The organism is Massilia sp. Masssp93 (genome assembly GCF_059491295.1).
Map to the genome: position 1 here is coordinate 3,749,011 of NZ_CP168502.1, position 24,791 is coordinate 3,773,801.

Below are 24,791 nucleotides of genomic sequence, written 5' to 3' on the forward strand. Positions count from 1 at the left end.
TCCCATCAGAGGTATGTCGTCAGCTGAACACGTGATCACACCTTAAGCTGATCACAATGCTCAAGATGCTGACTGGCTGATGAATGGACGGCTGATGATATGATGGGAAGGTAGCAGGCCTCCAAGGCAGCCTTCTGCAGCTGCTGGGGAGGTCAAACCATGCCAAGTGCTTCCTGACTTCTGGCCAGATGGAGCCACAGGACAGGAGCCTCACGCTGTCACAGCCAACAGCCCAGGAGAAGATCCTGCCAGCTGGCCATGAATAAATGTGATCAGTGCTGGATGGGCTCTTCAAATGAGCTGCTGGACAGCCTTAGTTAGAGTGCTGTGCCTGCCTGTTATGCAAGGGCTGCCAGGCTGAATGACTTGATGCTGAGCTGGGGCTGAGGGGACGGATCTGAATTGGCTGTGCAGGCTGTGCAGACCATGCTGTATGCCAGGTGAGATCTGCCTGCAGCTCCCTGCAACAGGGTCTGAGACTGCCATGTGTGCGTGGGTCGATGAACGAGGTGAACAGAGTCTTTTTTTTTTTTTTTTTTTTTTTTTTTTTTTTTTTTTTTTTTTTTTTTTTTTTTTTTTTTTTGGTTTTGTGTTGTTTTTTTTTTTTTTTTTTTTTCTATTTTTTATTTGTTGTGGCTGTGTTGCTGAGGAAGATACTGCAGGCTGCTGGATGGCCAGGATCGACGGCCGGCGGAAGCCGCCGGATTTCAGCTCGCCCTCGCCCAGGCGCAGGAATTGCGACAGTTCCAGCTTCTGGGCGATCTCGAACAGCGACTGCTGCTTGACGAGGTTGGCGCGCAGGCGCGACAGGTCGCCTTCCGCCAGGTTGTTGAAGCGGTCGTACAGGATCGAGGCGACGACGCAGTTCAGGATCGAGTCGCCCAGGAATTCGAGGCGCTCGTTATGCACACTGCTGTGGCTACGGTGGGTCAGCGCCTGTTGCAGCAGGCCGGGGTCCCGGAACGTATAGCCTAGGCGGGTTTGCAATAACTGAAGATTCATTGTCGTACCAATCTAATGGGCCGGCGCCGCGCGCCGATCCCATCGCGCGCCCTCCCGGCTGTGTTACTTCGTATCGGCCTTGGCGGCGACGACGCCGCTCGGGTCCGTGGTGCCGGCAAAGTCGAGCAGCAGGCTGACGTTGCCCGTCAGCGGGATCCGCTTCTCGTAGGAAAAGCTGATTTCGGTATCGCCGCCGTCGCGCGTGATCACCAGGTCGTGCCCGGAGATGGCGTCGACGTCGTTGACGCCGGCATTCTTGTCGAAGGCTTGCTGGATGTCGCGCACCGTACCGCTGCCGGCTTCCGCCTTCGCCTTGACGATCGAATCCTTCACGGCCCGGTACTCGAAGAACGCCGGGGCCACCTTGATGGCCACCAGCGCCAGCGCGCCCAGCACGATCAACACGACGATCAGGCCGGACAGCGACACACCGCTCTCCGCGCCGATCCGATACTGCTTGCTGCTCTTCATCTCACCCTCCGCGTCCGGCTCAGTGGATACCGCCGATGCGCTTCAGGTTGCCGAAGTTCATCCAAACAAACACAGCCTTGCCGACGATGTTCTTGTCCGGCACGAAGCCCCAGTAGCGGCTGTCTGCGCTGTTGTCGCGGTTATCGCCCATCATGAAATAATTGCCCTCCGGTACGATACAGGTAAATCCATCGTAGGAATAGGTGCAATTTTCGTGATGCGGGAACTCTTCCACGGCACTCAGGTTGATCGTGCGCGCACCGTCCATGTTCAGGATGCGGTGCGGCGCGGCCGGCAGCTTTTCCAGGAACTGCTTGTGGTAAACCGGGCGCTCGTCGTCCAGGTAATCGTCCAGCGGCTGGTACTCGACCGGCTGGCCGTTGACGGTCAGGCGCTTGTTCTCGTAAGTGATTTTATCACCCGGCACGCCGATCACGCGCTTGATGTAGTCCTGGCTCGGATCCTTGGGGTACTTGAACACCATGACGTCGCCCCGCTGCGGGTTGCCGATCTGGACGATCTTCTTGTTGATCACCGGGAGGCGGATGCCGTAGTCGAACTTGTTCACGAGGATCAGGTCGCCCACGAGCAGGGTCGGCACCATCGACGACGACGGGATCTTGAACGGCTCGAACAGGAAGGACCGCAGCACGAACACGAGCGCGATCACGGGGAAGAAGCTGCCGGAATACTCGACCCACGTCGGCTGGCGCAGGATCGACGCTTCCAGCACGGCGCGGTTGCCGTTGTCCAGCTTGATGCCGTCGGCGGTCAGCTTGGCGAGGCGCGCGTCGTACTCGGCCAGGGCCGCATCCGCTTTCGCGCGGCGTTGCTTGGCCAGCACGAACACGTCCAGGCACCAGATGACGCCCGTGACGACCATGGCCACGAACAGGATTAAGGCAAAGTTGCCAAGGATCGGTTGCAGGTTCATCGCTTGTTATTCTTTCCTTACTTTTCTTCCACTTGGAGGATGGCCAGGAAGGCCTCTTGCGGAATCTCCACGGAGCCGACCTGCTTCATGCGCTTCTTGCCGGCCTTTTGCTTTTCCAGCAGCTTCTTCTTGCGGCTGACGTCGCCGCCGTAGCACTTGGCCAGCACGTTCTTGCGCAGCGCCTTGACGTTCTCGCGCGAGATGATCGTCGCGCCGATCGCGGCCTGGATCGCCACGTCGAACATCTGGCGCGGGATCAGTTCGCGCATCTTCGCGGCCACCTGGCGGCCGCGGTAAGGCGCGTTGGCGCGGTGCACGATGATCGCCAGCGCATCGACCTTCTCGCTGTTGATCAGCATGTCGACCTTGACGACGTCGGCCGCGCGGTTTTCCTTGAACTCGTAGTCCATCGAGGCATAGCCGCGCGACGTCGACTTCAGGCGGTCGAAGAAGTCCAGCACGATCTCGGCCATCGGGATTTCGTAGTGCAGCTTGACCTGGCGGCCGTGGTAGGCCATGTCCATCTGGATGCCGCGCTTGCCGTTACACAGGGTCATCACCGCGCCCACGTATTCCTGCGGCATGTAGAGATTGACGTCGACGATCGGTTCGCGCACCTCGTTGATCTTGGACGGCTCCGGCATCTTCGATGGATTGTCGACGCGGACGATGGAACCGTCGCGCATCTCGACCTCGTACACCACGGTCGGCGCCGTCGTGATCAGGTCCATGTCGAATTCGCGTTCCAGGCGCTCCTGCACGATTTCCATGTGCAAGAGGCCCAGGAAGCCGCAGCGGAAGCCGAAGCCCAGCGCCTGCGACACTTCCGGCTCGTACATCAGGGCGGCGTCGTTCAGCTTCAGCTTTTCCAGCGAGTCGCGCAGCGCGTCGTACTGGTTCGCTTCCACCGGGAACAGGCCGGCGAACACCTGCGGCTGGACTTCCTTGAAGCCCGGCAGCGGCGCCGGCGCCGGACGGTTGGCCAGGGTCACGGTATCGCCCACCTTGGCGGCGGTCAGTTCCTTGATGCCGGCGATGACGAAGCCCACCTGGCCGGCCGACAGTTCCGGCAGCGAGACCGAGCGCGGCGTAAAGACGCCGATGTTCTCGACCAGGTTCACCGAGTCCGTCGCCATCAGCAGGATCTTGTCCTTCGGGCGCAGCGTGCCGTTGACCACGCGCACCAGCATGACGACGCCGACGTAGGAGTCGTACCAGGAGTCGACGATCAGCGCCTGCAGCGGCGCGTCCGGGTCGCCTTCCGGCGGCGGGACCTTGGCGATCAGGGTCTCGAGCACGTCTTCCACGCCGAGGCCGGTCTTGGCCGAGCAGGTGGTGGCGTCGGACGCGTCGATGCCGATCACGTCCTCGATTTCTTTCTTGGCGTTGTCCGGATCGGCGTGCGGCAGGTCGATCTTGTTCAGGATCGGCACGACTTCCACGCCCAGGTCGAGCGCCGTGTAGCAGTTGGCGACGGTCTGCGCTTCCACGCCCTGCGACGCGTCGACGACCAGCAGCGCGCCTTCGCAGGCGGACAGCGAGCGCGAGACTTCGTAGGAAAAGTCGACGTGGCCCGGCGTATCGATCAGGTTCAGGTTGTAGGTCTGGCCGTCGCGCGCCTTGTATTGCAGCGCCGCGGTCTGCGCCTTGATGGTGATGCCGCGCTCGCGCTCCAGGTCCATCGAGTCGAGGACCTGCGCATCCATTTCACGTTCCGACAAGCCGCCGCACAGCTGGATGATGCGGTCGGCCAGCGTCGATTTACCGTGATCGATGTGGGCGATGATGGAAAAGTTACGTATGTTTTTCATTAACAAACTCAAAACCAAAAAGAGCGGCACGCGGCCAGGCCGGTGCGGACGGATAACAGCCGAGGGCCCGCCGGCGCAATACGAAAAAAGCGCCGCGTCTGGGGGACGGGACGTTCCCCGGGCGAGCGCCTTATCGAGCGAAACGGGCGCCCAAGCGCCGCAGGTTCACCCGTAAGCTGCCCATTTTACCGGATTTCGAGCCAGAAAGCCCGGTTTCCGGGGGGCGCCTCCCGGGAACCCGCACGATGGCGCGGATCGATGCGGTGCGAAACACGGGCCGCAAGGGCGCGCGTGCGGTCTTGTCGTGCTGTCAACGGCTCTCGGAAATTAATTTCCAACCGTCAAGTTGGCGATGGAAGCGCCGTTAATGGGACATCGGCGGCCCGCCGCCATCCCGATACGTCGACACCATGATCTACACGTCCGATCCGCAGCAATGGAGCGCCCTGCTGGGCCAGCCCATCGAGACCCGTATCCTGCCCCTGCCCGACGAAGTGCGCGAATTCGTGCATCAGGTGAACATGGCCTCCGGCATGGATGCCGTGCCCGCCCCGTGCACGCCGGACGGCGCGCTGCAGGCGGACCTGCGCGCCGCGCTGGCCGGCATGCCGGCCGCCGTGCGCGACATGGTGAGCCCGCTGCTGCTGGGCGTCTGCGTGGGCCGCGGGCTCGGCTCGTCGGGCGTGACGGACATCGTCGCGGATGCCGTCGACGGCCGCATCCTCGGCTGCATCGTGCTGCTCGACATCGATCTGCTGGAAACCCACACCGCCAATTCCTGGGCGACGTGGAAGGAAAACCTGCCGTTCGGCGGCCCCGGCTTTTCGCTGGCCGCGACGATCGCGGACCCGCACGACGACACCCGCGCGCACGCCCTGCAATTCCTGCTGCTGCACGAATTCGGCCACGTCGTGACGGCGGGCGGGACGTTCCTGCCGCGCTGGTGGGAACCGGTGCCGGCCGCATCCTTCCCCTTCCTCGACCTGAGCTGGGGCGTCAATGCGCAAGGACGCTTCGTGCCGTGGGACGGCTCGGATTTCGAACTGCGCGGCGTCGTCGATTTCTACGGCACCAACAAGCTGGACAGCGACGCCATCCTGACAGCGTACTCGGGCCTGGAAGGCAGCGACTTTCCCAGCCTGTACGGCGCGACGAATCCCTACGACGATTTCGCCGAATGCTTTGCGAGCTATGTCCACAGCGAACTGCTGGGCCGGCCGTACCTGCTGCGCGTCGACTACGACGGCGTGCCGCAGGCGACCCTCGACAGCTTCTGGGCCAGCCCGCGCAGCGCGGCGAAGCGGGCGTTCATGCGCGCGCTGCTGGCGCCGGCGGCCGTACTGCCCGTCGCCAACGATGCGCGCGCACTCGCCGTAGCGTAAATGCCGTCGTTCCCGCGCAGGCGGGAACCCAATTACGTTGCGTAGATGTGAAATAAACCTGGGCCCCCGCCTGCGCGGGGGCGACGGTTAGTCGGGGGCCGCGTTTGGCGCCGCGCCTGCCGCCCGGTGCAGCATCGCCTCGAACGCGCGAAACACCTTCTCCATCGCGGGTCCCTTGTACGGGTACTTGCCCGGGTCGTCCATCGCGTGCACGACCATGGCATTGTCCACTTCGAAGATCAACAGCCGGCCGTCCCGCGTTTCCGCGCAATCGATGCCGAGGTAGGGCAAGCCGATGCGCGCATCGATGTCCGCCAGCGCCCCCGCGTGGCGCCGCGCGAAGCCGGCGTCGAAACCGGCCATGCCGGCCGCCTCCTCCGCCCGTTTTGCGGCGCTGTCGTCCATGCCCGCGTTCAGGTAGTGCACCATCCAGTGCGACGAGATCGCCAGGTGGCAGATGAACGGCTGGCCGTCGATCAGCACGATGCGGTATTTGCGGAACTGGCCGTCCGGCCCCGAATAATCGACGAACGGCGCGAGATAAAACTCGCCCGACGGCTGCGCCGCCAGGTAGTCGCGCAGCGCGGCCGCATCGGCCACCTTCTGCAAATCGGTGCCGGCGTGCGAATCGAGCGGCCGCACGATCAGGGGAAACGCGGCGCCCGGCAACAGCGTCTGCACGTCGAGCACACCGTCCGCCAGTTGCGCCGCCGTCGCGCGCGCCACGCGCACCGTGCGCGGCATCAGCACGCCCGCCGCACCGTCGAGCTTAGCATGGGCGCCGTCGCGCGACAGGTGCGCGATCTGCTCCGGCCGGTTGACGACGGGCCGCGGCCAGCCGTCCAGCATCTGCGCCACGTCGCGCAACAGCGGCACGTTGGCGTCCGATTGCGCGAGCGCCACGAACAGCACGTCGTGGTCGGGCACCTGTTCCGGCAGCGGCAGGTCGAGCGTCACGTATTGCACGTGCGCGGCGATGTCCGACGTCTGCAGCAGGAATTCGATCGGCGTGTTGGCCATGAAGTCGCCCGGACCCATCAACACGAGCAGGTTCAGGGTCGGCGTGCGCGCCGGCGCCGGCAACGCGTACAGCGACCGGGTGGCGAGCGCGTGGGCCTGCACGTCCAGGCCCGCCGCGCGCTGACCCAGCAATTGCAGGACGAAGCTGGCATCGAGCCAGGCGTTCGCATCGTCCGGATTCGCCTGGGCGCGCGCCAGCAACAGTTCGCCGATCGGGCGCAGGTCGGCGCGATAGAAGGCGCAGCGCATCAGCGCGGCGGCACCGATCAGGGGGGCGTGCGGTGTGGCGGCGGCGTCGACGAGTTCAGGAGTGATCATGCTGTGGGAGGTAAGGATAGACGGCGGCCGGCCCGCAGCACGGCGTCGACGAGCGCGTCGATGTCGGCGGGGCCGGTGCGGTGGTTGACGATCGCGGCGCGGATCGCATAGCGGCCGTCGAGCGTCGTCGCCGACGGCGCCACGCGGCCTTCGTCGTACAGCGCCAGCACGATCTCGCGGTTGACGCGTTCGGGGTCAATGCAGACATAGCGGAAGCAGACGATGTTCAGGGTGACGGGCGCGGCCAGCTCAAGCTCCGGCTCGGCCGCGACGCGTTCGGCCAGCAGGCGCGCCAGCGCGCACGTGGCCGAGATCGAACGGCCGATGGCATCGGCGCCGTAGACCTGGAACGTCAGCCACGTCTTGAGCGCGCGAAAGCCGCGCGACAGGTCGGGGCCGACGTCGCACGGCCAGGCCGTCCCCGCCGCGAGGCCGCGTCCCGCGCGCTGCAGGTAAGCGGCCGGCGCCGCGAAGGCGTCCAGCAGGCGTTCGCCGTCGCGCGCGAGAAAATAGCCGGCGTCATACGGCACCTGGCCCCATTTGTGGAAATCGAAGGCGATCGAATCGGCCCGCGCGATGCCGTCGAGCAGCGGCGCGACGTCCGGCGCCAGCATGCCCAGTGCCGCGTAGGCGCCGTCGACGTGCAGCCACATCGAATGCGCGCGCGCAAAATCGGCCAGCGCGGGAAGCGGATCGATGGCGCCCGTGTTCACCGTCCCGACGCTGGCGACGACGAGGAACGGACGCAGCCCTGCGCTGCGGTCGGCCTCGACCTGCGCGGCGAGGTCGGCGAGGTCCATGCGGCCGGCGGCGTCCACGCGCACGCTGCGCAGCGCGTCGGTGCCGAAGCCGGCCATGTCCATCGCCTTGGCGATGCAGCCGTGCGCCTCGGTCGACGCGTACGCGCGCAGGCCGGCGTGGGCGGCGAGCCCTTCCGCGCGCACGTCGCGGCCGAGCGCGCTCGTACGCGCGACGACGACGCCCATGAAGTTGGCGATCGACGTGCCGGTGACGAACACGCCGCGTGCGCTCGCCGGAAAGCCGAACAGGGACGCCATCCAGCCCGACACCTGGTGCTCGACCTCGACGGGCGCCTGGTTGCGTCCGCCCACATTGGCGTTCAGCGCCCCGGCGATCATCTCGGCCAGCATGCCGACCGGCGTGCCGGCCCCGTGCACCCAGCCCATGAAGCCCGGATGCGGATTGCCGACGGTATAGGGAATCACATTGTCCTGCAGGGTCCGGTAGGCGTCCGCCAGCGAACCGGGGCCGCGCGGCAGCGGCGCATGCAGGCTCGCGCGCGCTTCCGGCGGCATCTGCTGCCACACGGGACGCGCGCGGATGCCTTCCAGGTGGTCGAACATATCGTCCAGCATCCGGTGCCCGAGGGCACGGATGTCCTTCCAGTCCTCGGGGTCGAGCGTAGTGTCGGGGCCGTCAGCCATATGCGTCATTCAGGAATCGATGACGCCGATTATCGCAGTTCGCCGCCGAATCGATCCGGGGACACGATAGGAATGTTATGGCAATTGCCATGGATATCAGAGCGCGGCCACCGGTTGCAGGCCGAGATGGCGCCGCAGCGCCGCCTCGTCGAGGAAATAGTGGCATATCTCGGTGCCGGCCGGGTCGCCGGCCAGCACGGGCACCAGCTCGTCGAAGCGGCTGACCAGGGCCGGGTCGGCGTCGACGTCGACCACGTCCACCGTGTAGGCCTGCCCCTGGCGCGCCATGAAGGCCTGCAGCGCCGCCAGCATGTCGTCGCACAGGTGGCAGTACGACCTCGAATACAGCGTGAAGCGCGGTGCGCCGTTCATGGGCGCGGTCGAATGACGAGGTAGCGTGAGACATTGTCGCGCCGCACCAGCAGGGCCACCGGCTTCTTGGCGTCGAGCTTGGCGACGAGCCCGTTGAACTGGGCGGCGCCCGTGATCTCGACATTGTTCATCTGCTGGATCACGTCGCCCTGGCGGATGCCGGCCGACGCCGCGCGCCCTTCGGCGAACTCGACCAGCACACCCGCTTCCGTCTTGAGCTCGCGCTTCTGGACGGCCGACAGGTCCGAGACATGCAAGCCCAGCGCGTTCGGGGCCTGGTCCGGCGCCGGTTTCTTGGGCGTCGCGCGTGCCGTGGGCGATTTTTCCTCCTGCAGTTCGACGATGGTCACGGGCAGGTCGAGCTGGCTGCCGCGGCGCCACACGGTGACGGTGGCACGGCTGCCGACGGCGCTGCCGCCGACGAGGCGCGGCAGGTCGGACGACCGGTCGATGTCCTTGCCGTTGAACTTCAGGATGATGTCGCCGACCTTGACGCCGGCCTTGTCCGCCGGCCCGCCCGGCTCGACCATCGCGACCTCGGCACCGCGTGCGCGGCCCAGGCCCAGCGATTCGGCCACGTCGGTCGTGACTTCGCTGATCTGCACGCCGAGGCGCCCGCGCGTGACCTTGCCCGTCTTGCGGATCTGGTCGGACACGCGCATGACCTCGTCGATCGGCACGGCGAACGAGATGCCGTTGTAGCCGCCGGACAAGGTCGCGATCTGCGAGTTGATGCCGATGACTTCGCCACGCATATTGATCAGGGGCCCGCCCGAGTTGCCGGGGTTGACGGCCACGTCGCTCTGGATCAGCGGCAAATACTCTCCCGTATCGCGCGCCTTGGCCGAGATGATGCCGGCCGTCACCGTGTTCTCCAGGTTGAACGGCGAGCCGATGGCGATCACCCACTCGCCCACGCGGATCCGGCTGGAATCGCCGATGCGCACGCTGGGCAGGTTGCGCCCGTCGACCTTGAGCAGCGCGACGTCGCTGCGGGCGTCCGAGCCGAGCACCTTGGCCTTGAATTCGCGCCGGTCGGTCAGGGTCACGACGACCTCGTCCGCACCCTCCACGACGTGGGCATTGGTCAGCACGAACCCGTCGTCCGAAATGATGAAGCCGGAGCCGACGCCGCGCTGCACACGTTCTTCCTGCGGCTGCTCCACGGGCCCGCCGCGGCGTCCGCGCGGCGTCATCTGGCCGCCGAAGAAGCGGCGCAGGAATTCCTGCATCTCCTCGTCGCCCCCGCCCTGGTCGAGGCGGACGCGTTCCGTGGTGCGGATGTTGACGACGGCTGGACCGACCTTGTCGACGAGGTCGGCAAAGTCCGGCAGGCCGGTGACAGCCGGGACGGCAACGGGCGCGGCCGCGTGGGCCGCCGGGGAGAACATCAGACTCGCGCCCGCAAATACGAGGGCGGACAGGATCGCGCTTCCGGTTTTGCTTGTCATAGGATCGATAAGGTCTGTGCTTGAATGAATGGTATGGTAAGACAAAAGTGCATTGTTGTCGCGTTGGCACGTCCGTGGCGGACGGGGCGGAGGTGACGGCGCGCCGGCGCTCCGGCGATCCGGCGATCCGGCATGGGACGGCGTGGCCGGTGCATGGCCGCGCCGGGGAATGCGCCGGCGGCTCAGGTGGGACCGGCCACGGTCTGGTCGAACTGCGCCGCCGGACCGGCCGCATCGCTTGCGACGGCCGCGCGCTTGCCCGGCAGCGGCTCGGCCGCGAGGCGTGCCGCCAGCCGTTCCGCGAAGCCGGGCGACAGGTCGGGCGCGGGCGCCGCGCGCAGCACGTCGCCGATCTGGTGAAAGAGCACCCAGGCCTGCTGGCCATCCGGACCGTCCAGGGCGGCGAGCGCCAGTTCCTGGTCGGCATCCGGGATCTCGCCGTCGCTCAGCGCCGAGATGAGTTCGCGGTTTTTCTTGTTCGTGTCCATCGTCGTTCCATCACGCCGGTATGTGATCCCTGGTCTCCAACATCGGGAACCTCGATCCGGCCGGCCGCCAGCCGCCTCCGGTCGTGCGAGATTCCTTCACGATCATCGCTACCTACCGACGCTTGTCCGCCGAGATATCGAGCAGGGGCCGCAATTTCTCGGCGATGACTTCGCGCGCCCGAAAAATCCGGCTCCGCACCGTACCGATTGGACACGCCATCACTTCGGAGATTTCCTCGTAGCTTAAACCTTCTATTTCGCGCAGGACAATCGCTGTCCGTAATTCCAGCGGCAGGGCTTCCATGGCCGCATTCACGGTATAGGCGATCTGCTTGCTGGCCAACACCGATTCCGGTGTATTAATGTCTCGCAAGCTATCCGCGTCGTCAAATCCTTCCGCACGTTCGGCATCGGTTTCCGTCGAGGTCGGCGCCCGCCTGCCTTGCGTAACAAGAAAATTCTTTGCCGTATTGATTCCTATCCTGTACAACCACGTATAAAACGCGGAATCGCCGCGGAAATGGCGTAGTGCACGGAACGCCTTGATGAAGGTTTCCTGCACGACGTCTTCCGCCTCGGCCGGATCGTGCACGAGACGCGACACGAGCCGCATCAGGCGCCGCTGGTATTTCGCCACCAGCAGGTCGAACGCCCGGCGATCGCCCGCCTGGACGCGCTCAACCAGCAGTTGATCACATTCGCGTTCGGTCGTCACTGCAATGCCCCGTTGGCTGCGGCGGCGTCCCTGTTATACGGAAACGTGGACACCCCGCCGAGCGTTGCCGACACGCGCGACGGGACGACGTTTCTTTTTTAAGAGTTGGTCCGCTGCAATAAGTTCGTCGATTCTTCGCATCCTTCGTCTGCATCTCCGCGCCGGCCGACCACTACCAGCGCGACGGCCAGCGCGCGCCACGAAGCGGCGTCGACGCTGTCGCGCCACACGGCCAGTACCCGCGGCCCCGTGCCCGGCGCGGCATACCGCAACAACATCAGCATCGGCCAGATGACCGAGCCGGGCAGCAAGACCGCGTTGCCGTCCTGCGGGCCGCCCACGTCCTGTTGTACCGTCACGCGTAAGGCGCCGGTTCCAGAAATATCAATCTGGTGCATCTTTGGACGGCGGGCCGCGGCGCCCAGCACGGCCGCGCCGGCGCCGGCCAGCGCGAACGCCACGACGGGCGTCAGCAGGAAACGTCCGGGCGCCAACAGCCCGACGGCCAGCGCCGATGCGCATTGCGCCACGCCGCAACCGCCCCACAGGAAACGCTGGATGCGTGACGGCCTGACGAGCGCGGAAACCGCGATCGACATGGGAATACTCGTTGGGTTAACGTGACCGCTCGGCCAGAAAAGACAAACGCCCATTCCTTGGACAGGAATGGGCGTCTGAAAGTTCGACTATCTTCGGAAATCGATTAAATTTTCGCGAAGACGAGCGTACCGTTGGTACCGCCGAAACCGAAGGAGTTTTTCACCGCGTAATCGATCTTCATGTCACGCGCCGTGTTGGCGCAGAAGTCCAGGTCGCACTCCGGGTCCTGGTTGAAGATGTTGATCGTCGGCGGCGACACCTGGTTGTGGATCGCGAGCACGGTGAACACCGACTCCAGGCCGCCCGCGCCACCCAGCAGGTGACCCGTCATCGACTTGGTGGAGTTGACGACCAGCTTGCCGGCATGGTCGCCGAAGGTGCGCTTGATGCCCTTCACTTCCGCCACGTCGCCCACCGGGGTCGACGTGCCGTGCGCGTTCACGTAGTGCACCTGGTCCGGGTTGATGCCCGCGTACTGCATCGCGGCGACCATGCAGCGCGATGCGCCGCTGCCGTCCTCGAGGGGTGCCGTGATGTGGTTGGCGTCCGCGCTCATGCCGAAGCCGACGACTTCCGCATAGATCCTGGCGCCGCGCGCCTTCGCGTGTTCGTACTCTTCGAGCACCATGACGCCGGCGCCCTCGCCCAGCACGAAGCCGTCGCGGTCGCGGTCCCACGGACGCGATGCCGTCGCCGGATCGTCATTGCGCGACGACAGCGCGCGCGCCGCGGCGAAACCGCCGAGGCCCAGCGGCGACATGGTCGATTCGGCACCGCCGGCGATCATCACGTCGGCGTCGCCGTATTCGATCAGGCGCGCGGCCTGGCCGATGCAGTGCAGGCCGGTCGTGCAGGCGGTCACGATGGCCAGGTTCGGGCCGCGCAGGCCGAACTTGATCGACAGGTCGCCCGAGATCATGTTGATGATCGACGCGGGGACGAAGAACGGCGAAATACGGCGCGGACCGCGCGTGTCGTACTCGGCCTTGGTCTCCTCGATCATCGGCAGGCCGCCGATGCCGGAGCCCACGAGCACGCCGATGCGGTCGGCATTGTCCTCGGTGACGACGAGGCCCGAATCCTGTATCGCCTGGATGCCGGCGGCCATGCCGAAATGGATGAACGTATCCATATGGCGGCCTTCCTTGCCCGGCAAGTAGTCCTCGACGTTAAAGTTCTTCACTTCGCCCGCGAAGCGGGTCGAAAATGGCGCTGCGTCAAACTTGGTGATGTTGGCAATGCCCGATTTGCCCGCCAGTGCTGCCTCCCACGCCTCGGCAATGGTGTTGCCGATCGGAGAGATGCAACCCAGGCCGGTAACGACGACACGGCGGTTGCGTGAACTCAAGCGCTTCTCCTGAAATCCTGAAAGCTTAGGCCTTGACGTGTGCCTGTGCGTACTCGATAGCCTGACGAACGGTCGTGATCTTCTCGGCCTGCTCGTCCGGGATTTCCATTTCGAATTCGTCTTCCAGGGCCATCACCAGTTCCACGGTGTCCAGCGAGTCAGCGCCGAGGTCGTCAACGAACGAGGAATCGATTTTGATGTCTGCTTCGGCAACGCCCAGTTGCTCAGCGACGATTTTTTTAACGCGTTGTTCGATATCCGACATGTTATGGCTCCATTAGGTATGTGTTGCGGAAAGTGCGCGCATTTTATCAGGGTTTGCGCGTTGAAAAACTATTTTCGGCGTCTGACGCTAAATCGGCTGAAACTACCGCCAACTGCCGAGATTTCTTTGCAAAACGTGCCGGCTGCGCCATTCGACGCCCTGCCGGCACGTCGGGCCATCAGCCCATGTACATGCCGCCGTTGACGTGCAGCTCGGTACCCGTGATGTAGGCGGCCTGCGGACCGGCCAGGAAGGCGACCGCATGCGCGATGTCTTCCGGCTGGCCCAGGCGGCCCAGCGGGATCTGCGTCAGCAGCGCCTCGTGCTGGCCTTCGCCCAGCGCCTTCGTCATGTCGGTGTCGATGAAGCCCGGCGCCACGCAGTTGACGGTGATGTTGCGGCTGCCGATCTCGCGCGCCAGCGCGCGGGTCATGCCGGCCACGCCGGCCTTCGCGGCCGCGTAATTCATCTGCCCCGGATTGCCGGACGCGCCCACGACGGACGTGATGTTGATGATACGCCCCTGCTTCGCCTTCATCATCCCGCGCAGCACGGCGCGCGACAAGCGGCCGACGGCGGTGAGGTTGGTGGCGATCACGTTGTCCCACTCCTCGTCCTTCATGCGCATCGCCAGTTGATCCTGGGTGATGCCGGCATTGTTGACGAGGATGCCGATGGCGCCCACGTTCTTGCTGACGTCGTCGATGACGGCGGCGCATTGCGCGGCGTCGGTAACGTTCAGCACGACGCCCTTGCCGCCGAATTCGGCGAGGTAGGCGCTGATGGCTTCGGCGCCGGCGCCGGTGGTGGCGGTGCCGACCACCTTCGCGCCCTGGCGGGCCAGTTCGAGCGCGATGGCCTTGCCGATGCCGCGCGAGGCGCCGGTGACGAGGGCGACTTGGTTTTGCAGATTCATTTGGTCCTCTTTTTTTCTAACGGGATTTTGCTGCGCTCAGCCTTTGACGGCGGCGAGCACGCGCTCCAGCGCAGCCTGGTCGACCAGGGCTTCGCCCACCAGCACCGGGTCGATCCGCTTGGCCATGCCGATCAGGGTCTTGCTCGGCGCGCATTCGATGACTTGCGTCACGCCGTCGGCCGCCATCTTCTGCATCGTCTCGACCCAGCGCACGGGACCGGCAGCCTGGCGCACCAGCGCGTCCTTGATCGCGGCCGGATCGTTCAGGATAGCCACGTCGACGTTGTTGATCAAGTCAATCTGCGGTGCGGCAAAATTCAGGTTCGCCATGTACTCGCGCAGGCGGTCCGACGCCGGCTTCAGCAGCGACGAGTGGAACGGCGCCGACACGGCCAGCTTCATGGCGCGCTTGGCGCCTTTCGCCTTGGCGATGTCGCAGGCGCGCTCGACTGCCGCGGTGTGGCCCGCGATCACGATCTGCGTCGGTTCGTTGAAGTTGACGGCTTCCACGACGTCGCCCTGGGCTGCCTCGGCGCACACGGCGCGCACGTCGTCGGCCGCGAGGCCGAGGATCACGGCCATGCCGCCCTGCCCGACCGGCACGGCATCCTGCATGGACTGGGCACGGAAGCGTACCAGCGGCACGGCATCCTTGAAGTCGATCACGCCGGCGGCGACGAGGGCCGAGTATTCACCCAGGCTGTGGCCGGCCACGACGGCCGGCTTGGGGCCGCCCGCGGCGATCCACGCGCGGTACACGGCGACGGCGGCCGTCAGCATCACGGGCTGCGTGTTGGTGGTCAGGTCCAGGTCTTCCTTCGGGCCTTCGGCGATCAGCTTACCGATGTCCTGGCCCAGCGCGTCCGACGCCTCGGCGACGGTCTGTGCGACGACCGGGTTGCCGGCGAAGCCGTTCAGCATGCCGACGGCCTGCGCGCCCTGGCCGGTGAAAAGAAATGCGAATTTGCTCATCAAGTTCTCCTTGATTGTTGTTCGTTGCCGGGCGCCGGCTCGGCCAGGCGCCCGGTGGATTGTTCAGTCGAGCTTGACTGTAATCACATGCGCGCCAGCACGGCGCCCCATGTGAAGCCGCCGCCCACGCCTTCCATCATGACGTTCTGGCCGGGCTTGATACGGCCGTCGCGCACGGCCACGTCGAGCGCCAGCGGGATCGATGCGGCCGACGTGTTGCCGTGTTCGTTGACGGTGACGATCATCCTGTCGGTCGGCAGGCCCAGCTTTTTCGCCGTGCCCGTCATGATGCGCAGGTTGGCCTGGTGCGGAATCAACCAGTCGATGCTGCTGGCCGGCATTTGCGCATGGACCAGCGCTTCATTGGCGACCTTTTCCAGCACGGTGACGGCCAACTTGAAGACGGCCGGGCCGTCCATGTACAGGAATTTCTGGTTGACGGCCAGGTTCGACGGGTTCGACGGGCCGCACAGGATGTCGCCGTGGCTGCCGTCGGCATGCAGCTTGACGGCCAGCACGCCCGGTTCCTCGGATGCCGCCAGCACGATGGCGCCGGCGCCGTCGCCGAACAGCACGCAGGTGCTGCGGTCGTCGAAGTCGAGGATGCGCGAGAACACTTCCGTGCCGATCACCAGCACGTTCTTCGCGTTGCCGGCCTTGATGAAGGCGTCGGCCGTCGCCATGGCGTAGACGAAGCCGCTGCACACGGCGCCCATGTCGAACGCGGCGCTGTTGTTGCGCATGCCGAGCTTGTTCTGGACGATGCAGGCGGTGCTGGGGAAGCTGCCGAAAAAGTCCGGAGTCGACGTGGCGACGATGATCAGGTCGATCTGCTCGGCTTCGAGGCCGGCCGCTTCGAGCGCCTTGCGCGCCGCATTCACGGCGAGGTCCGACGCGTTTTCCTCGGGTGCGGCGTAGTGGCGGGCGGAGATGCCGCTGCGCGACACGATCCACTCGTCCGACGTCTCGATGCCCTTGACGGCCAGTTGGGCCGCCAGGTCGTCGTTCGTGACACGCTGCTCGGGCAGATAGCTGCCGGTGCCGATAATTTTGCTGTAAGTCATTACTAACCCTGCTGAATAGTTGAGCCTGGCGCTTCCGGGTCGGGAGCTTGCGGCAACATTTCGGCGATCAAGGTCGAGAGTTGCGCCTGCACATTATATTTCGCCGCGTCAAAAGCGCGTCGCAGTGCCCACTCGTAGGCGTAGGCATTGGCGCCGCCATGGCTCTTGAATACCAGGCCCTTGAGACCCAGCAGACCGGCGCCGTTATAACTTTCGGGGTTCAGCTTCTTGAGCGACTTGCGCGCGAACAGGGCGCCGATCTTCGACATCGTCGTTTCGAGGAACACCGATTTGACGAAGCGGGACAGGCCTTCGATCGCCTTCAGGGTCACGTTGCCGACGAAACCGTCGCACACGACGACGTCCACGGTACCCTTGAAGATGTCGTTGCCTTCGACGTTGCCGTGAAAATTCAGCACGCCGCGTTCGTGGTCGGCCCGCAGCAGGGGTGCGGTGGCCTTGACCACTTCGTTGCCCTTGATCTCTTCCGTGCCCACATTGAGCAGGCCGATGCTCGGGCGGCGCTTTTCCATCGCCTCGAACAGCACGGCGCCCATGATGGCGAACTGGTGCAGGTGGTGGGGCTCGCAGTCGACGTTCGCGCCCAGGTCGAGCATGTACGTCGGACCGCCCTTCTGGTTTGGCAGGATCGAGCAGATGGCCGGCCGATCCACGTCGGCCATGGTTTTCAGCACATAGCGCGAAATGGCCATCAGCGCACCGGTATTGCCGGCGGAGACGCAGACGGCGGCGCTGCCGTCCTTGACGAGCTCGATCGCCACGCGCATCGACGAATCCTTCTTGCGGCGCAGGGCGACTTCGATCGGGTCGTCCATGGCGACCACTTCGGACGCATGGCGGACGGTCAGGCGCGGATTGTCGCCCGCGTGATGTTTCTTGAGTTCAGCACGGATCTGCTCTTCCTGGCCAACGAGGATCAGTTCGGCATCGGATTCGCGCTTGAGGAATGCGAGGGCTGCCGGGATGGTCACGGTGGGGCCGTGGTCGCCGCCCATGCAGTCGATGGAAATTTTGATTGTCATTTGTCGGGATGGACCGCTGGCTCAAGGTCGGCCGACGGCGGCGTGTTCTCGGCGGGGTACACAACGGACCGAGTCAGCAGGATGGTAAATGACGGAGTTACCGCGAAAGAAAAAGCGGCGCCACGCATTCGACATACGTTGCACCGCTTTCATGGAACAAAACAGCAAGACGTCGATTACTCGTCGTTCTTGGTCTTGAGCACTTTACGGCCACGGTAGAAACCGTTCGGGCTGATGTGGTGACGCAGGTGCGTTTCGCCGGTGGTCGGCTCGACTGCCAGGTTCGGGGCGGTCAGGAAATCGTGCGAACGGTGCATGCCGCGCTTCGACGGGGACTTCTTATTCTGTTGAACTGCCATGATGACTCCTAAACATAAGTTCTAAAATTCTAACACATTCGACTTGCAAGTACATGCGCATCGAGTATCCCAGCGGCAATAACTTTGGGAACGCCATTGCCGACATGCTTAACGCTGCCTTACAACGATGACTCAATACTCGAGCTGCACGCGTTTGACACGTTTTGACGCTGCGAATGCTACCTGTACGTAGCACCCACCGCAATTCTTTTATTCAGATTTGAGGCTCTTCAATGCCGCGAACGGCGACACCTTCTCGGACTTGATCGAGTCCAGCAGCTTGGTATCGGGGCACACCTCATGTTTCGGTGCCTGCGGCAAGGCCAGCAGGGCTTCATCTTCCAGCAGATCGCGGATGTCGCAGGTATGGCTGCCGACGATCACGTCGATACTCTCGTCGTCGAGGATTTCCTCGATCTCGTCCGCTTCCGCGTCGTCCTTGCCCAGCACCAGCACGGTCGACGAATCGAGCGGATAGCCGAACGGGGTCAGGCAACGCTGGCAGACCAGCTGCACGGTACCGGAGACGGACAGCGTCAACATCGGATACCCCTGCCGGGTCTGGCCGCCCTGGATGGACCAGGCGATCTCACCGGACCGGTCGGCGCATTCGGTCGCCAGGCGGGTCATTTCCGCCACCGGCGTGACGCCTTCACGATAGCCGTTGTTCCGACAAAATTCAAAAGCGTCGATGACAAAAGCGCTCATTTGGAAAAACATCCCCGGAAAACCTGCGATAATAACAGGCTTCGCCCCGCGCAGTCAAAGACTCCGTCGCAAAAGCGCTATCTTCCTGTTTTATTTACAAAAATCGATGCCGAGTTCCACCCTCCCGCGTCTCATCCTGGCCTCCGGTTCCGCCTACCGGCGCGAGCTGCTGGGTCGCCTGCACCTGCCGTTCGACGCCGTCGCGCCCGACATCGACGAGACCCCGCGTCCCGGCGAAGCCCCGGAAGCGACGGCGCTGCGGCTGGCGCGCGAGAAGGCGGCGGCCGTCGCCCGCACCCATCCGGACGCCCTCGTGATCGGCTCGGACCAGGTCGCGACGCTGGACGGCGTCCAGATCGGCAAGCCCGGCGACCACGCCCGCGCCCTCGCCCAGCTACAAATGATGCGCGGCCGCCGCGTCGTGTTCCACACGGCCTTGTGCCTGTGGGACGGCCGCCTGCCCTTCGACGCCGCGGCGCAGGCCGCGCAACTGGATAATGTGCAGGTGTTCGTCACGTTCCGCGACCTGCCGGATGCCGAGCTCGACGCCTACCTGCGCATCGAGCAGCCGTACGACTGCGCCGGCAGCGCCAAGAACGAGGGGCTCGGCATCGCCCTGCTCGAACGCATCGACAGCAGCGACCCGACCGCCCTCACGGGCCTCCCGCTGATCGCCCTGACGGGCATGCTGCGCCGTGCCGGCATGCCGTTCTTTACTACCCAACAATAAACAATATGCCCGGTACGCTCTACCTGATTCCAAACACCCTTGGCCCGACCGAAGCGGCGCCGCACGCGCTGTCCCACATCCTGCCAGAACACGTGCAGGACATCGCCAGCAAGCTCGATTATTTCGTGGCCGAGAACGCCAAGACGGCGCGCGCGTTCCTGAAACTGGTCGCCATCGACCATCCGCTCGCGCGCCCATTGCAGGACATCCAGATCGCCGAGCTGAACGTGAACACGCCCGCGCAGGCGCTGGCCGCGCTGCTGGCGCCGCTGCTCGAAGGACGCGACGCCGGCCTCGTGTCGGAAGCGGGCGTACCGGCCGTCGCCGACCCGGGCGCCGACCTCGTCCGGCTGGCGCACCAGCACGGCGTCAACGTGCGCCCGCTCGTGGGCCCCTCGTCGCTGCTGCTGGCCGTCATGGCGAGCGGCCTGAACGGCCAGAGCTTCGCGTTCAACGGCTATCTCCCGACGGATGCCGCCCAGCGCACGAAGCGCATCCAGCAGCTGGAACAGCGCTCGCGCAGCGACAAGCAGACGCAATTGCTGATCGAGACGCCCTACCGCAACGGCGCGATGCTGGAAGCGCTCGTTGCCGGCTGCCAGCCGGGTACGCTCGTGTGCGTGGCGACCGACCTGTCGCTGGCGACGGAAACCGTGCGCACGCAGACGGCCGCCAAGTGGAAGGCCCAGCTGGCTGCCGGCAAGGCGCCGGATTTCCACAAGAAACCGACCGTCTTCCTGTTCCTGGCCCAATAAGAATCAGTGCACCTCGGCGCCGAGTTCGCGCACCCAGCCGAACGCGGCCAGTTCGATCTCGCGCACCTGCTTCACGGACAGCCCCAGCCGGCCCAGCGCCGCCCCCAGCTCACGGCCCGGCTCCGCGTGCTCCAGCGATTCCGCCACGCTCAGCATGGCCGCGTAGTCGCCGTCGCGCTCGAGCAGGGCCGCGCGCACGTCGCGCGAGATGTCGACCTTGTCGAGGATCTCGCGCATCGGCACGCCGAACAGCGCATCCATCAGCGACATGATGCCGACCGTGAACGCCGTGTTGGCGCCGGCGACGTCGCCCGGACGCAGCGTCAATGTCATCAGCTCGAGCAGGCGGCCGCGCGTCGTGGCCATCTGCAGCAGCGGCGAATTCAGTTCCACTTGCCCTTCCGGGCCGCTGTACAGCAGGATCTGCACCCAGCGCTGCAGCTGGCTGCGGCCGAGCTGGACGAGGGCCTGCGAGATCGATTCCACGCGCGGCGCGCCCGCGCCCGTCAGGTGGCCGTTGACGAGGCGCAGCAGGTTCAGGCTGAGCAGCGCGTCGCGCTTGACGGCGGCTTCGATGGCCTCGTTGTCGGCGTCCGAGTGGATCAGGTCCGTCAGGCGCAGCAGCACGAGCTCCGACGGCGAGATCTTCTTGCCGGACAGGATGGCCGGACGGGCAAAGTAATAGCCCTGAAAATATTCGAAGCCGAGTTCCAGGCACAGCTGGAATTCCTCGACCGTCTCGACCTTTTCCGCCAGCAACTTCTGGTGCGGCCCGCGCAATGCGTGCACGAGCCCGGCAAGCTCGTCGCGGCCGACGCCCTGCAAGTCGATCTTGATGACGTCGACGAGGTTCCTGAGCTTGCTTACCTGCTCGGAATGGCCTATAACATCGTCGAGAGCGAACTTGAAACCGAGCTCTTTCAACTCCCTGATGCGCGCCAGCAATTGCGTCGTGGGACGGACGGTTTCCAGGATTTCCAGGATGACCTGATCGGGAGGCAGGAAGCGGACGAAATCGCTCATCAACACGACCTCGTCGACATTGACGAAGGCGATCTGTTCGCCCACCACCTGCTTCATGCCCAGCTGCGACGCATGGGAAATCACGGCGGCGGTGGCGGCGGCATAATCGGTCAGCTGCGCGTCCTCATGCTCCGGGGCGGCGCGGAACAGCAACTCGAACGCCACCAGTTTCTGGTCGCGTCCGAGGATGGGCTGGCGCGCCAAAAAGAATTCGTCGGACGGCGTGGACGTGGCTGCCGTTGCTACCGCATGCATGTAAAAACTCCTGAAACGCACGGCGCGCACCATGCGCACCGCGCCCGGTCTGGCCGGTATATCGGTCCGACTATACTACAGACGGGAAGTCTTTACATTTCGACATCGTATCAAATCGTTTCAGACCAGAGGTTCCAGCCCGAAACGATCCATGCAAACGGGGTCAGGAACGGCCCGATCCGCCGCGTTTGGATGGCCCGCGCGGCACGGCGGCCGTCTCCGTACGCGGGCCGCGCGCCTGGGTCCGGCTGCCCGTGCCGGAGCCACGCGGCGCGGCGGCAGCGCGTTCGCCGCGCCCCGTTTCCTCGTTGCGCGGACCACGCTGGCCCGCCGCCTGGGCGCGCGGCGCGCGTCCCGCGGTGCCGCCCTGCTCGCCTTCGCGGTCTGCGGGCGGGCGCGCGCCGTCGCCGAACGCCTGGCCCGGCAGGCGCAGGCTGCCGCCGCCGGACAGCGGACTCGCGCGGCGCGCATTGCCCACGGGCTGGCGCGGCGCGCCGGCGATGCCGCCGCGTGCCGCCACGGCGCCCGTGACCGGCGTGCCCTTCTCGATGCGGAACGTCGCGCCGGCATCCTGGCCCAGCACCTGCACAAGGTAGGGCATCGTCTCGCGCAAGGTCGCTTCCAGCGTGTACGGCGGGTTCAGGATGAACATGCCGCTGCTGTGCAGCCCGTTGCCGTCGGCACGCGGGCCCGCCACGCTCAATGTCACGTGCAGCCATTCCTTGGCCGGCAGGCGCTTCAGGCGGTCGGGGAACTGGCGCGATTCCATGCGCTGCAGCGCCGGATACCAGACGGCGTACGTGCCCGCCGGGAAGCGCTTGATCGCCTCCTCGAGCGCGTCGCGCACGTGCTTGTAGTCGAGCTTGACTTCGTACGGCGGATCGACGAGCACCAGCGCCCGGCGCGACGGCGGCGGCAGCAGTGCCTTGAGGCCGTGGAAGCCGTCCGCGTGGTCGACGAGGATGCGGCGCCCGCGCGCCCGCGCGCCCTGCTCCGCACGGTGCGCTTCGAGCTTGCGGACGTTCTCCGCCAGCACCCGGATGTCGGCCGGATGCAGCTCGAACAGGCGCAGGCGATCCTCCAGCCGCGTCTCGGCATCCGCGACCCACGGCGAGCCGGGATACCAGCGCAGCTTGCCGCTCGGGTTCAGCTTGCGCACGACGTCCACGTACTCGGCCAGCGCCGGCGGCAAGTCGTCGCGCCCCCACAGGCGCGCGATGCCGTCGACGTATTCGCCGCTCTTGACCGCCTGCGCACTGTCGAGCGCGTACACGCCGGCACCGGCATGGGTGTCGATATACGTGTAGGCCGTGTCTTTCTGGTTCATGTATTTGTGCAACTGAACCTGAATAAAATGCTTCAGGACATCGGCGTGGTTACCCGCGTGAAAGGCGTGGCGGTAGCTGAACATAGAGGATTCCAATCTGATTGATGCGGTGCCCGCGGTGCGATCGCGAATGCGGGCCAACCGTCATTATCCACCAGATAGGGCCGCCGCCCAACAGCGCCCCGGCGCAGAACCACATTCGGCTCAGCAATTGCCCAAAAAAGGGCTCTGACCCCGAATTGACGAGTAAAAAAAAGCCGCAGCGGCTTGTGGCCACTGCGGCTGACCATCGCGAGGATGGGTGGAGGAAAACGTTGATTGGCGGGCGTCAGGCGACTTTCTTTTCGTCGAAGAACTGTTCGTCCTCCGTCGAGCCGTGCAGCGCCGTCGTCGAGCTCTGGTGCTGCTGGATGGTCTGGGTAACGGCGTCGAAATAGCCGGTGCCCACTTCGCGCTGGTGCTTGACGGCCGTGAAGCCCTTGTCGGCGGCGGAGAATTCCGCTTCCTGCAGCTCGACGAAGGCCGACATGCCGCGGCGCGCATAGCCGTGGGCGAGGTTGAACATGCTGTAGTTCAGCGCATGGAAGCCGGCCAGCGTGATGAACTGGAATTTGTAGCCCATCGCGCCCAGCTCTTTCTGGAACTTGGCGATCGTGGCGTCGTCCAGGTTCTTCTTCCAGTTGAACGACGGCGAGCAGTTATAAGCGAGCATCTTGCCCGGGAATTTCGCATGGATGGCGTCGGCGAAGCGCTTGGCGAATTCCAGGTCCGGCTTGCCCGTCTCGCACCACACGAGGTCGGCAAACGGCGCATAGGCCAGGCCGCGCGCGATCGCCTGGTCGACGCCCGGCTTGACGCGGAAAAAGCCCTCGACCGTGCGCTCGCCCGTGCAGAACGGCTGGTCGTTGGCGTCGACGTCGGCCGTCAGCAGATCGGCCGCTTCGGCATCCGTACGGGCGACGAGGATCGTCGGCGTACCCATCACGTCGGCCGCGAGGCGGGCCGCCGTCAGCTTCTCGACGGCTTCGCGCGTCGGCACGAGCACCTTGCCGCCCATGTGGCCGCATTTCTTGACGGCGGCCAGCTGGTCTTCGAAGTGCACGCCGGCCGCGCCCGCTTCGATCATGGCCTTCATCAGCTCGAACGCGTTCAGCACGCCGCCGAAGCCGGCCTCCGCGTCGGCCACGATCGGCGCGAAATAATCGACGTCATCCTTGCCTTCCGACCATTGGATCTGGTCGGCGCGCTGGAACGTGTTGTTGATCCGCTTAACGACCATCGGCACCGAGTTGGCCGGATACAGCGACTGGTCCGGATACATCTCGCCGGCCAGGTTGGCGTCGCCGGCGACTTGCCAGCCCGACAGGTAGATGGCTTTCAGGCCGGCCTTGACCTGCTGCATGGCCTGGTTGCCCGTCAGCGCGCCGAGGGCGTTCACATACGGTTCGTTGTTGACCAGGTCCCACAGCTTCTCGGCGCCGCGCCGCGCGAGCGTATGTTCGATCTGGACGGAGCCCCGCAGCCGTACGACGTCTTCCGCGGTGTAATTGCGGACGACACCTTTCCAGCGGGGGTTGGACTCCCAATCCTGTTGCAGGGCGGCGATTTGCTGTTCACGAGTTGCCATGGCGTTCTCCTGATTGAATAGCTGGGTTGGACAGTGATTCCGTTAAAAATATGATAGCGCCGGTTGTGCGCAGCACCAATACTCTTATATAAGACATAGGACAGTTTTTATCCCCTTGAAAATCATATGCTTATAATCTTGTTTTCATGATACGAAAACATATTTCTCAAAATGGAAACCGTCGGGTGCGGCGCTCTTGTGCGCTTTTCACATCTGCGAACAGATTTTCATGATGTGGAATGTCGAGTGATATTTCCGCGAGGCACGTCGCCTATGCTGCCGCAAATGCCGCAGTTTTCCTTGACGGGGCAGTGCGCCGATGCCGAAGAGAATCATTAACGACGACATGCATCAAACGGCCCAGGCATTTGCCCGGCTCAGCCGTTGTTA

25 protein-coding genes are annotated in these 24,791 nt (G+C 64.8%); 3 read left to right on the forward strand and 22 right to left on the reverse strand.

What is annotated here, in order from left to right; translation table 11 throughout:
- Window positions 1-291: 291 nt before the first annotated feature.
- From ACEN9Q_RS15090 to lepA, 4 genes are all read right to left on the reverse strand, one after another.
- The gene (locus tag ACEN9Q_RS15090) at window positions 292-1,002 is read right to left on the reverse strand and encodes a ribonuclease III family protein (RefSeq protein WP_495625155.1); all 711 of its coding nucleotides are present in this window, start codon (window positions 1,000-1,002) and stop codon (window positions 292-294) included.
- A gap of 63 nt (window positions 1,003-1,065) precedes the next feature.
- Complete coding sequence (locus ACEN9Q_RS15095; RefSeq protein WP_056436106.1) at window positions 1,066-1,473, reverse strand: DUF4845 domain-containing protein; 408 nt, start codon at window positions 1,471-1,473, stop codon at window positions 1,066-1,068.
- Between the two features lie 19 nt (window positions 1,474-1,492).
- On the reverse strand, window positions 1,493-2,407 hold the full coding sequence (gene lepB, locus ACEN9Q_RS15100) for a signal peptidase I (RefSeq protein ID WP_056436109.1): 915 nt from the start codon (window positions 2,405-2,407) through the stop codon (window positions 1,493-1,495).
- Window positions 2,408-2,424: 17 nt separating this feature from the next.
- Window positions 2,425-4,218 carry a translation elongation factor 4 gene (gene lepA / locus ACEN9Q_RS15105; RefSeq protein ID WP_495625156.1) on the reverse strand — a complete coding sequence of 598 codons (1,794 nt, stop codon included), beginning with the start codon at window positions 4,216-4,218 and terminating at the stop codon, window positions 2,425-2,427.
- Window positions 4,219-4,628: 410 nt separating this feature from the next.
- Between lepA and ACEN9Q_RS15110 the strand changes: the two genes are divergently transcribed.
- Entirely contained in the window at window positions 4,629-5,600 is a 972-nt protein-coding gene (locus ACEN9Q_RS15110) for a hypothetical protein (RefSeq protein ID WP_495625157.1), read from the forward strand.
- An 87-nt stretch (window positions 5,601-5,687) separates the two neighbouring features.
- Here ACEN9Q_RS15110 and ACEN9Q_RS15115 read toward each other — a convergent pair whose 3' ends face one another.
- The 15 genes from ACEN9Q_RS15115 to ACEN9Q_RS15185 form a co-directional block, all read right to left on the reverse strand.
- Window positions 5,688-6,938, reverse strand: a complete 1,251-nt coding sequence (locus tag ACEN9Q_RS15115) for an ATP-grasp domain-containing protein (RefSeq protein ID WP_495625158.1) — start codon at window positions 6,936-6,938, stop codon at window positions 5,688-5,690.
- The gene (locus ACEN9Q_RS15120; protein ID WP_495625159.1) at window positions 6,935-8,392 is read right to left on the reverse strand and encodes a pyridoxal phosphate-dependent decarboxylase family protein; all 1,458 of its coding nucleotides are present in this window, start codon (window positions 8,390-8,392) and stop codon (window positions 6,935-6,937) included. Before ACEN9Q_RS15120 ends, ACEN9Q_RS15115 begins: the two co-directional genes overlap by 4 nt.
- 87 nt (window positions 8,393-8,479) lie before the next feature.
- Complete coding sequence (locus ACEN9Q_RS15125; RefSeq protein ID WP_495625160.1) at window positions 8,480-8,755, reverse strand: glutaredoxin family protein; 276 nt, start codon at window positions 8,753-8,755, stop codon at window positions 8,480-8,482.
- On the reverse strand, window positions 8,752-10,206 hold the full coding sequence (locus ACEN9Q_RS15130; RefSeq protein WP_056436126.1) for a DegQ family serine endoprotease: 1,455 nt from the start codon (window positions 10,204-10,206) through the stop codon (window positions 8,752-8,754). Before ACEN9Q_RS15130 ends, ACEN9Q_RS15125 begins: the two co-directional genes overlap by 4 nt.
- Before the next feature lie 182 nt (window positions 10,207-10,388).
- Entirely contained in the window at window positions 10,389-10,694 is a 306-nt protein-coding gene (locus tag ACEN9Q_RS15135; RefSeq protein ID WP_495625161.1) for a sigma-E factor negative regulatory protein, read from the reverse strand.
- Between the two features lie 112 nt (window positions 10,695-10,806).
- Window positions 10,807-11,409: an RNA polymerase sigma factor RpoE gene (gene rpoE, locus ACEN9Q_RS15140; protein ID WP_056436132.1), complete on the reverse strand. Its 603-nt coding sequence runs from the start codon at window positions 11,407-11,409 to the stop codon at window positions 10,807-10,809.
- A gap of 98 nt (window positions 11,410-11,507) precedes the next feature.
- Window positions 11,508-12,008 carry a hypothetical protein gene (locus ACEN9Q_RS15145; protein ID WP_495625162.1) on the reverse strand — a complete coding sequence of 167 codons (501 nt, stop codon included), beginning with the start codon at window positions 12,006-12,008 and terminating at the stop codon, window positions 11,508-11,510.
- A 104-nt stretch (window positions 12,009-12,112) separates the two neighbouring features.
- The gene (gene fabF / locus ACEN9Q_RS15150; protein ID WP_056436137.1) at window positions 12,113-13,357 is read right to left on the reverse strand and encodes a beta-ketoacyl-ACP synthase II; all 1,245 of its coding nucleotides are present in this window, start codon (window positions 13,355-13,357) and stop codon (window positions 12,113-12,115) included.
- Window positions 13,358-13,382: 25 nt separating this feature from the next.
- On the reverse strand, window positions 13,383-13,622 hold the full coding sequence (acpP, locus tag ACEN9Q_RS15155) for an acyl carrier protein (protein WP_036168404.1): 240 nt from the start codon (window positions 13,620-13,622) through the stop codon (window positions 13,383-13,385).
- Window positions 13,623-13,800: 178 nt separating this feature from the next.
- Window positions 13,801-14,538 carry a 3-oxoacyl-ACP reductase FabG gene (gene fabG / locus ACEN9Q_RS15160; protein WP_056436140.1) on the reverse strand — a complete coding sequence of 246 codons (738 nt, stop codon included), beginning with the start codon at window positions 14,536-14,538 and terminating at the stop codon, window positions 13,801-13,803.
- Between the two features lie 36 nt (window positions 14,539-14,574).
- Entirely contained in the window at window positions 14,575-15,510 is a 936-nt protein-coding gene (gene fabD / locus ACEN9Q_RS15165; protein ID WP_495625163.1) for an ACP S-malonyltransferase, read from the reverse strand.
- An 83-nt stretch (window positions 15,511-15,593) separates the two neighbouring features.
- Window positions 15,594-16,574, reverse strand: a complete 981-nt coding sequence (locus ACEN9Q_RS15170) for a beta-ketoacyl-ACP synthase III (protein ID WP_495625164.1) — start codon at window positions 16,572-16,574, stop codon at window positions 15,594-15,596.
- A gap of 2 nt (window positions 16,575-16,576) precedes the next feature.
- Entirely contained in the window at window positions 16,577-17,617 is a 1,041-nt protein-coding gene (gene plsX / locus ACEN9Q_RS15175; RefSeq protein ID WP_056436149.1) for a phosphate acyltransferase PlsX, read from the reverse strand.
- 176 nt (window positions 17,618-17,793) lie between these two features.
- Window positions 17,794-17,976 (reverse strand): 50S ribosomal protein L32, encoded by a 183-nt coding sequence (gene rpmF / locus ACEN9Q_RS15180; RefSeq protein WP_005666806.1) that lies wholly within the window; start codon window positions 17,974-17,976, stop codon window positions 17,794-17,796.
- Between the two features lie 210 nt (window positions 17,977-18,186).
- The gene (locus ACEN9Q_RS15185; protein ID WP_082547735.1) at window positions 18,187-18,684 is read right to left on the reverse strand and encodes a YceD family protein; all 498 of its coding nucleotides are present in this window, start codon (window positions 18,682-18,684) and stop codon (window positions 18,187-18,189) included.
- Window positions 18,685-18,790: 106 nt separating this feature from the next.
- On the opposite strand from ACEN9Q_RS15185, the gene ACEN9Q_RS15190 reads away from it, so the two are divergent.
- Window positions 18,791-19,414, forward strand: a complete 624-nt coding sequence (locus tag ACEN9Q_RS15190) for a Maf-like protein (RefSeq protein WP_495625165.1) — start codon at window positions 18,791-18,793, stop codon at window positions 19,412-19,414.
- Window positions 19,415-19,419: 5 nt separating this feature from the next.
- Entirely contained in the window at window positions 19,420-20,169 is a 750-nt protein-coding gene (locus tag ACEN9Q_RS15195; RefSeq protein ID WP_495625166.1) for an SAM-dependent methyltransferase, read from the forward strand.
- A 3-nt stretch (window positions 20,170-20,172) separates the two neighbouring features.
- Here ACEN9Q_RS15195 and ACEN9Q_RS15200 read toward each other — a convergent pair whose 3' ends face one another.
- The 3 genes from ACEN9Q_RS15200 to aceA all read right to left on the reverse strand — a co-directional run bounded on the left by ACEN9Q_RS15200 (window position 20,173) and on the right by aceA (window position 24,401).
- Entirely contained in the window at window positions 20,173-21,447 is a 1,275-nt protein-coding gene (locus tag ACEN9Q_RS15200) for an EAL and HDOD domain-containing protein (RefSeq protein ID WP_056436902.1), read from the reverse strand.
- A 163-nt stretch (window positions 21,448-21,610) separates the two neighbouring features.
- Entirely contained in the window at window positions 21,611-22,774 is a 1,164-nt protein-coding gene (locus tag ACEN9Q_RS15205) for a 23S rRNA (adenine(2030)-N(6))-methyltransferase RlmJ (protein ID WP_495625167.1), read from the reverse strand.
- A 328-nt stretch (window positions 22,775-23,102) separates the two neighbouring features.
- A complete protein-coding gene (gene aceA / locus ACEN9Q_RS15210) occupies window positions 23,103-24,401 on the reverse strand; it encodes an isocitrate lyase (protein ID WP_056436161.1) in 1,299 nt (432 codons plus the stop codon).
- Window positions 24,402-24,791: the final 390 nt, after the last annotated feature.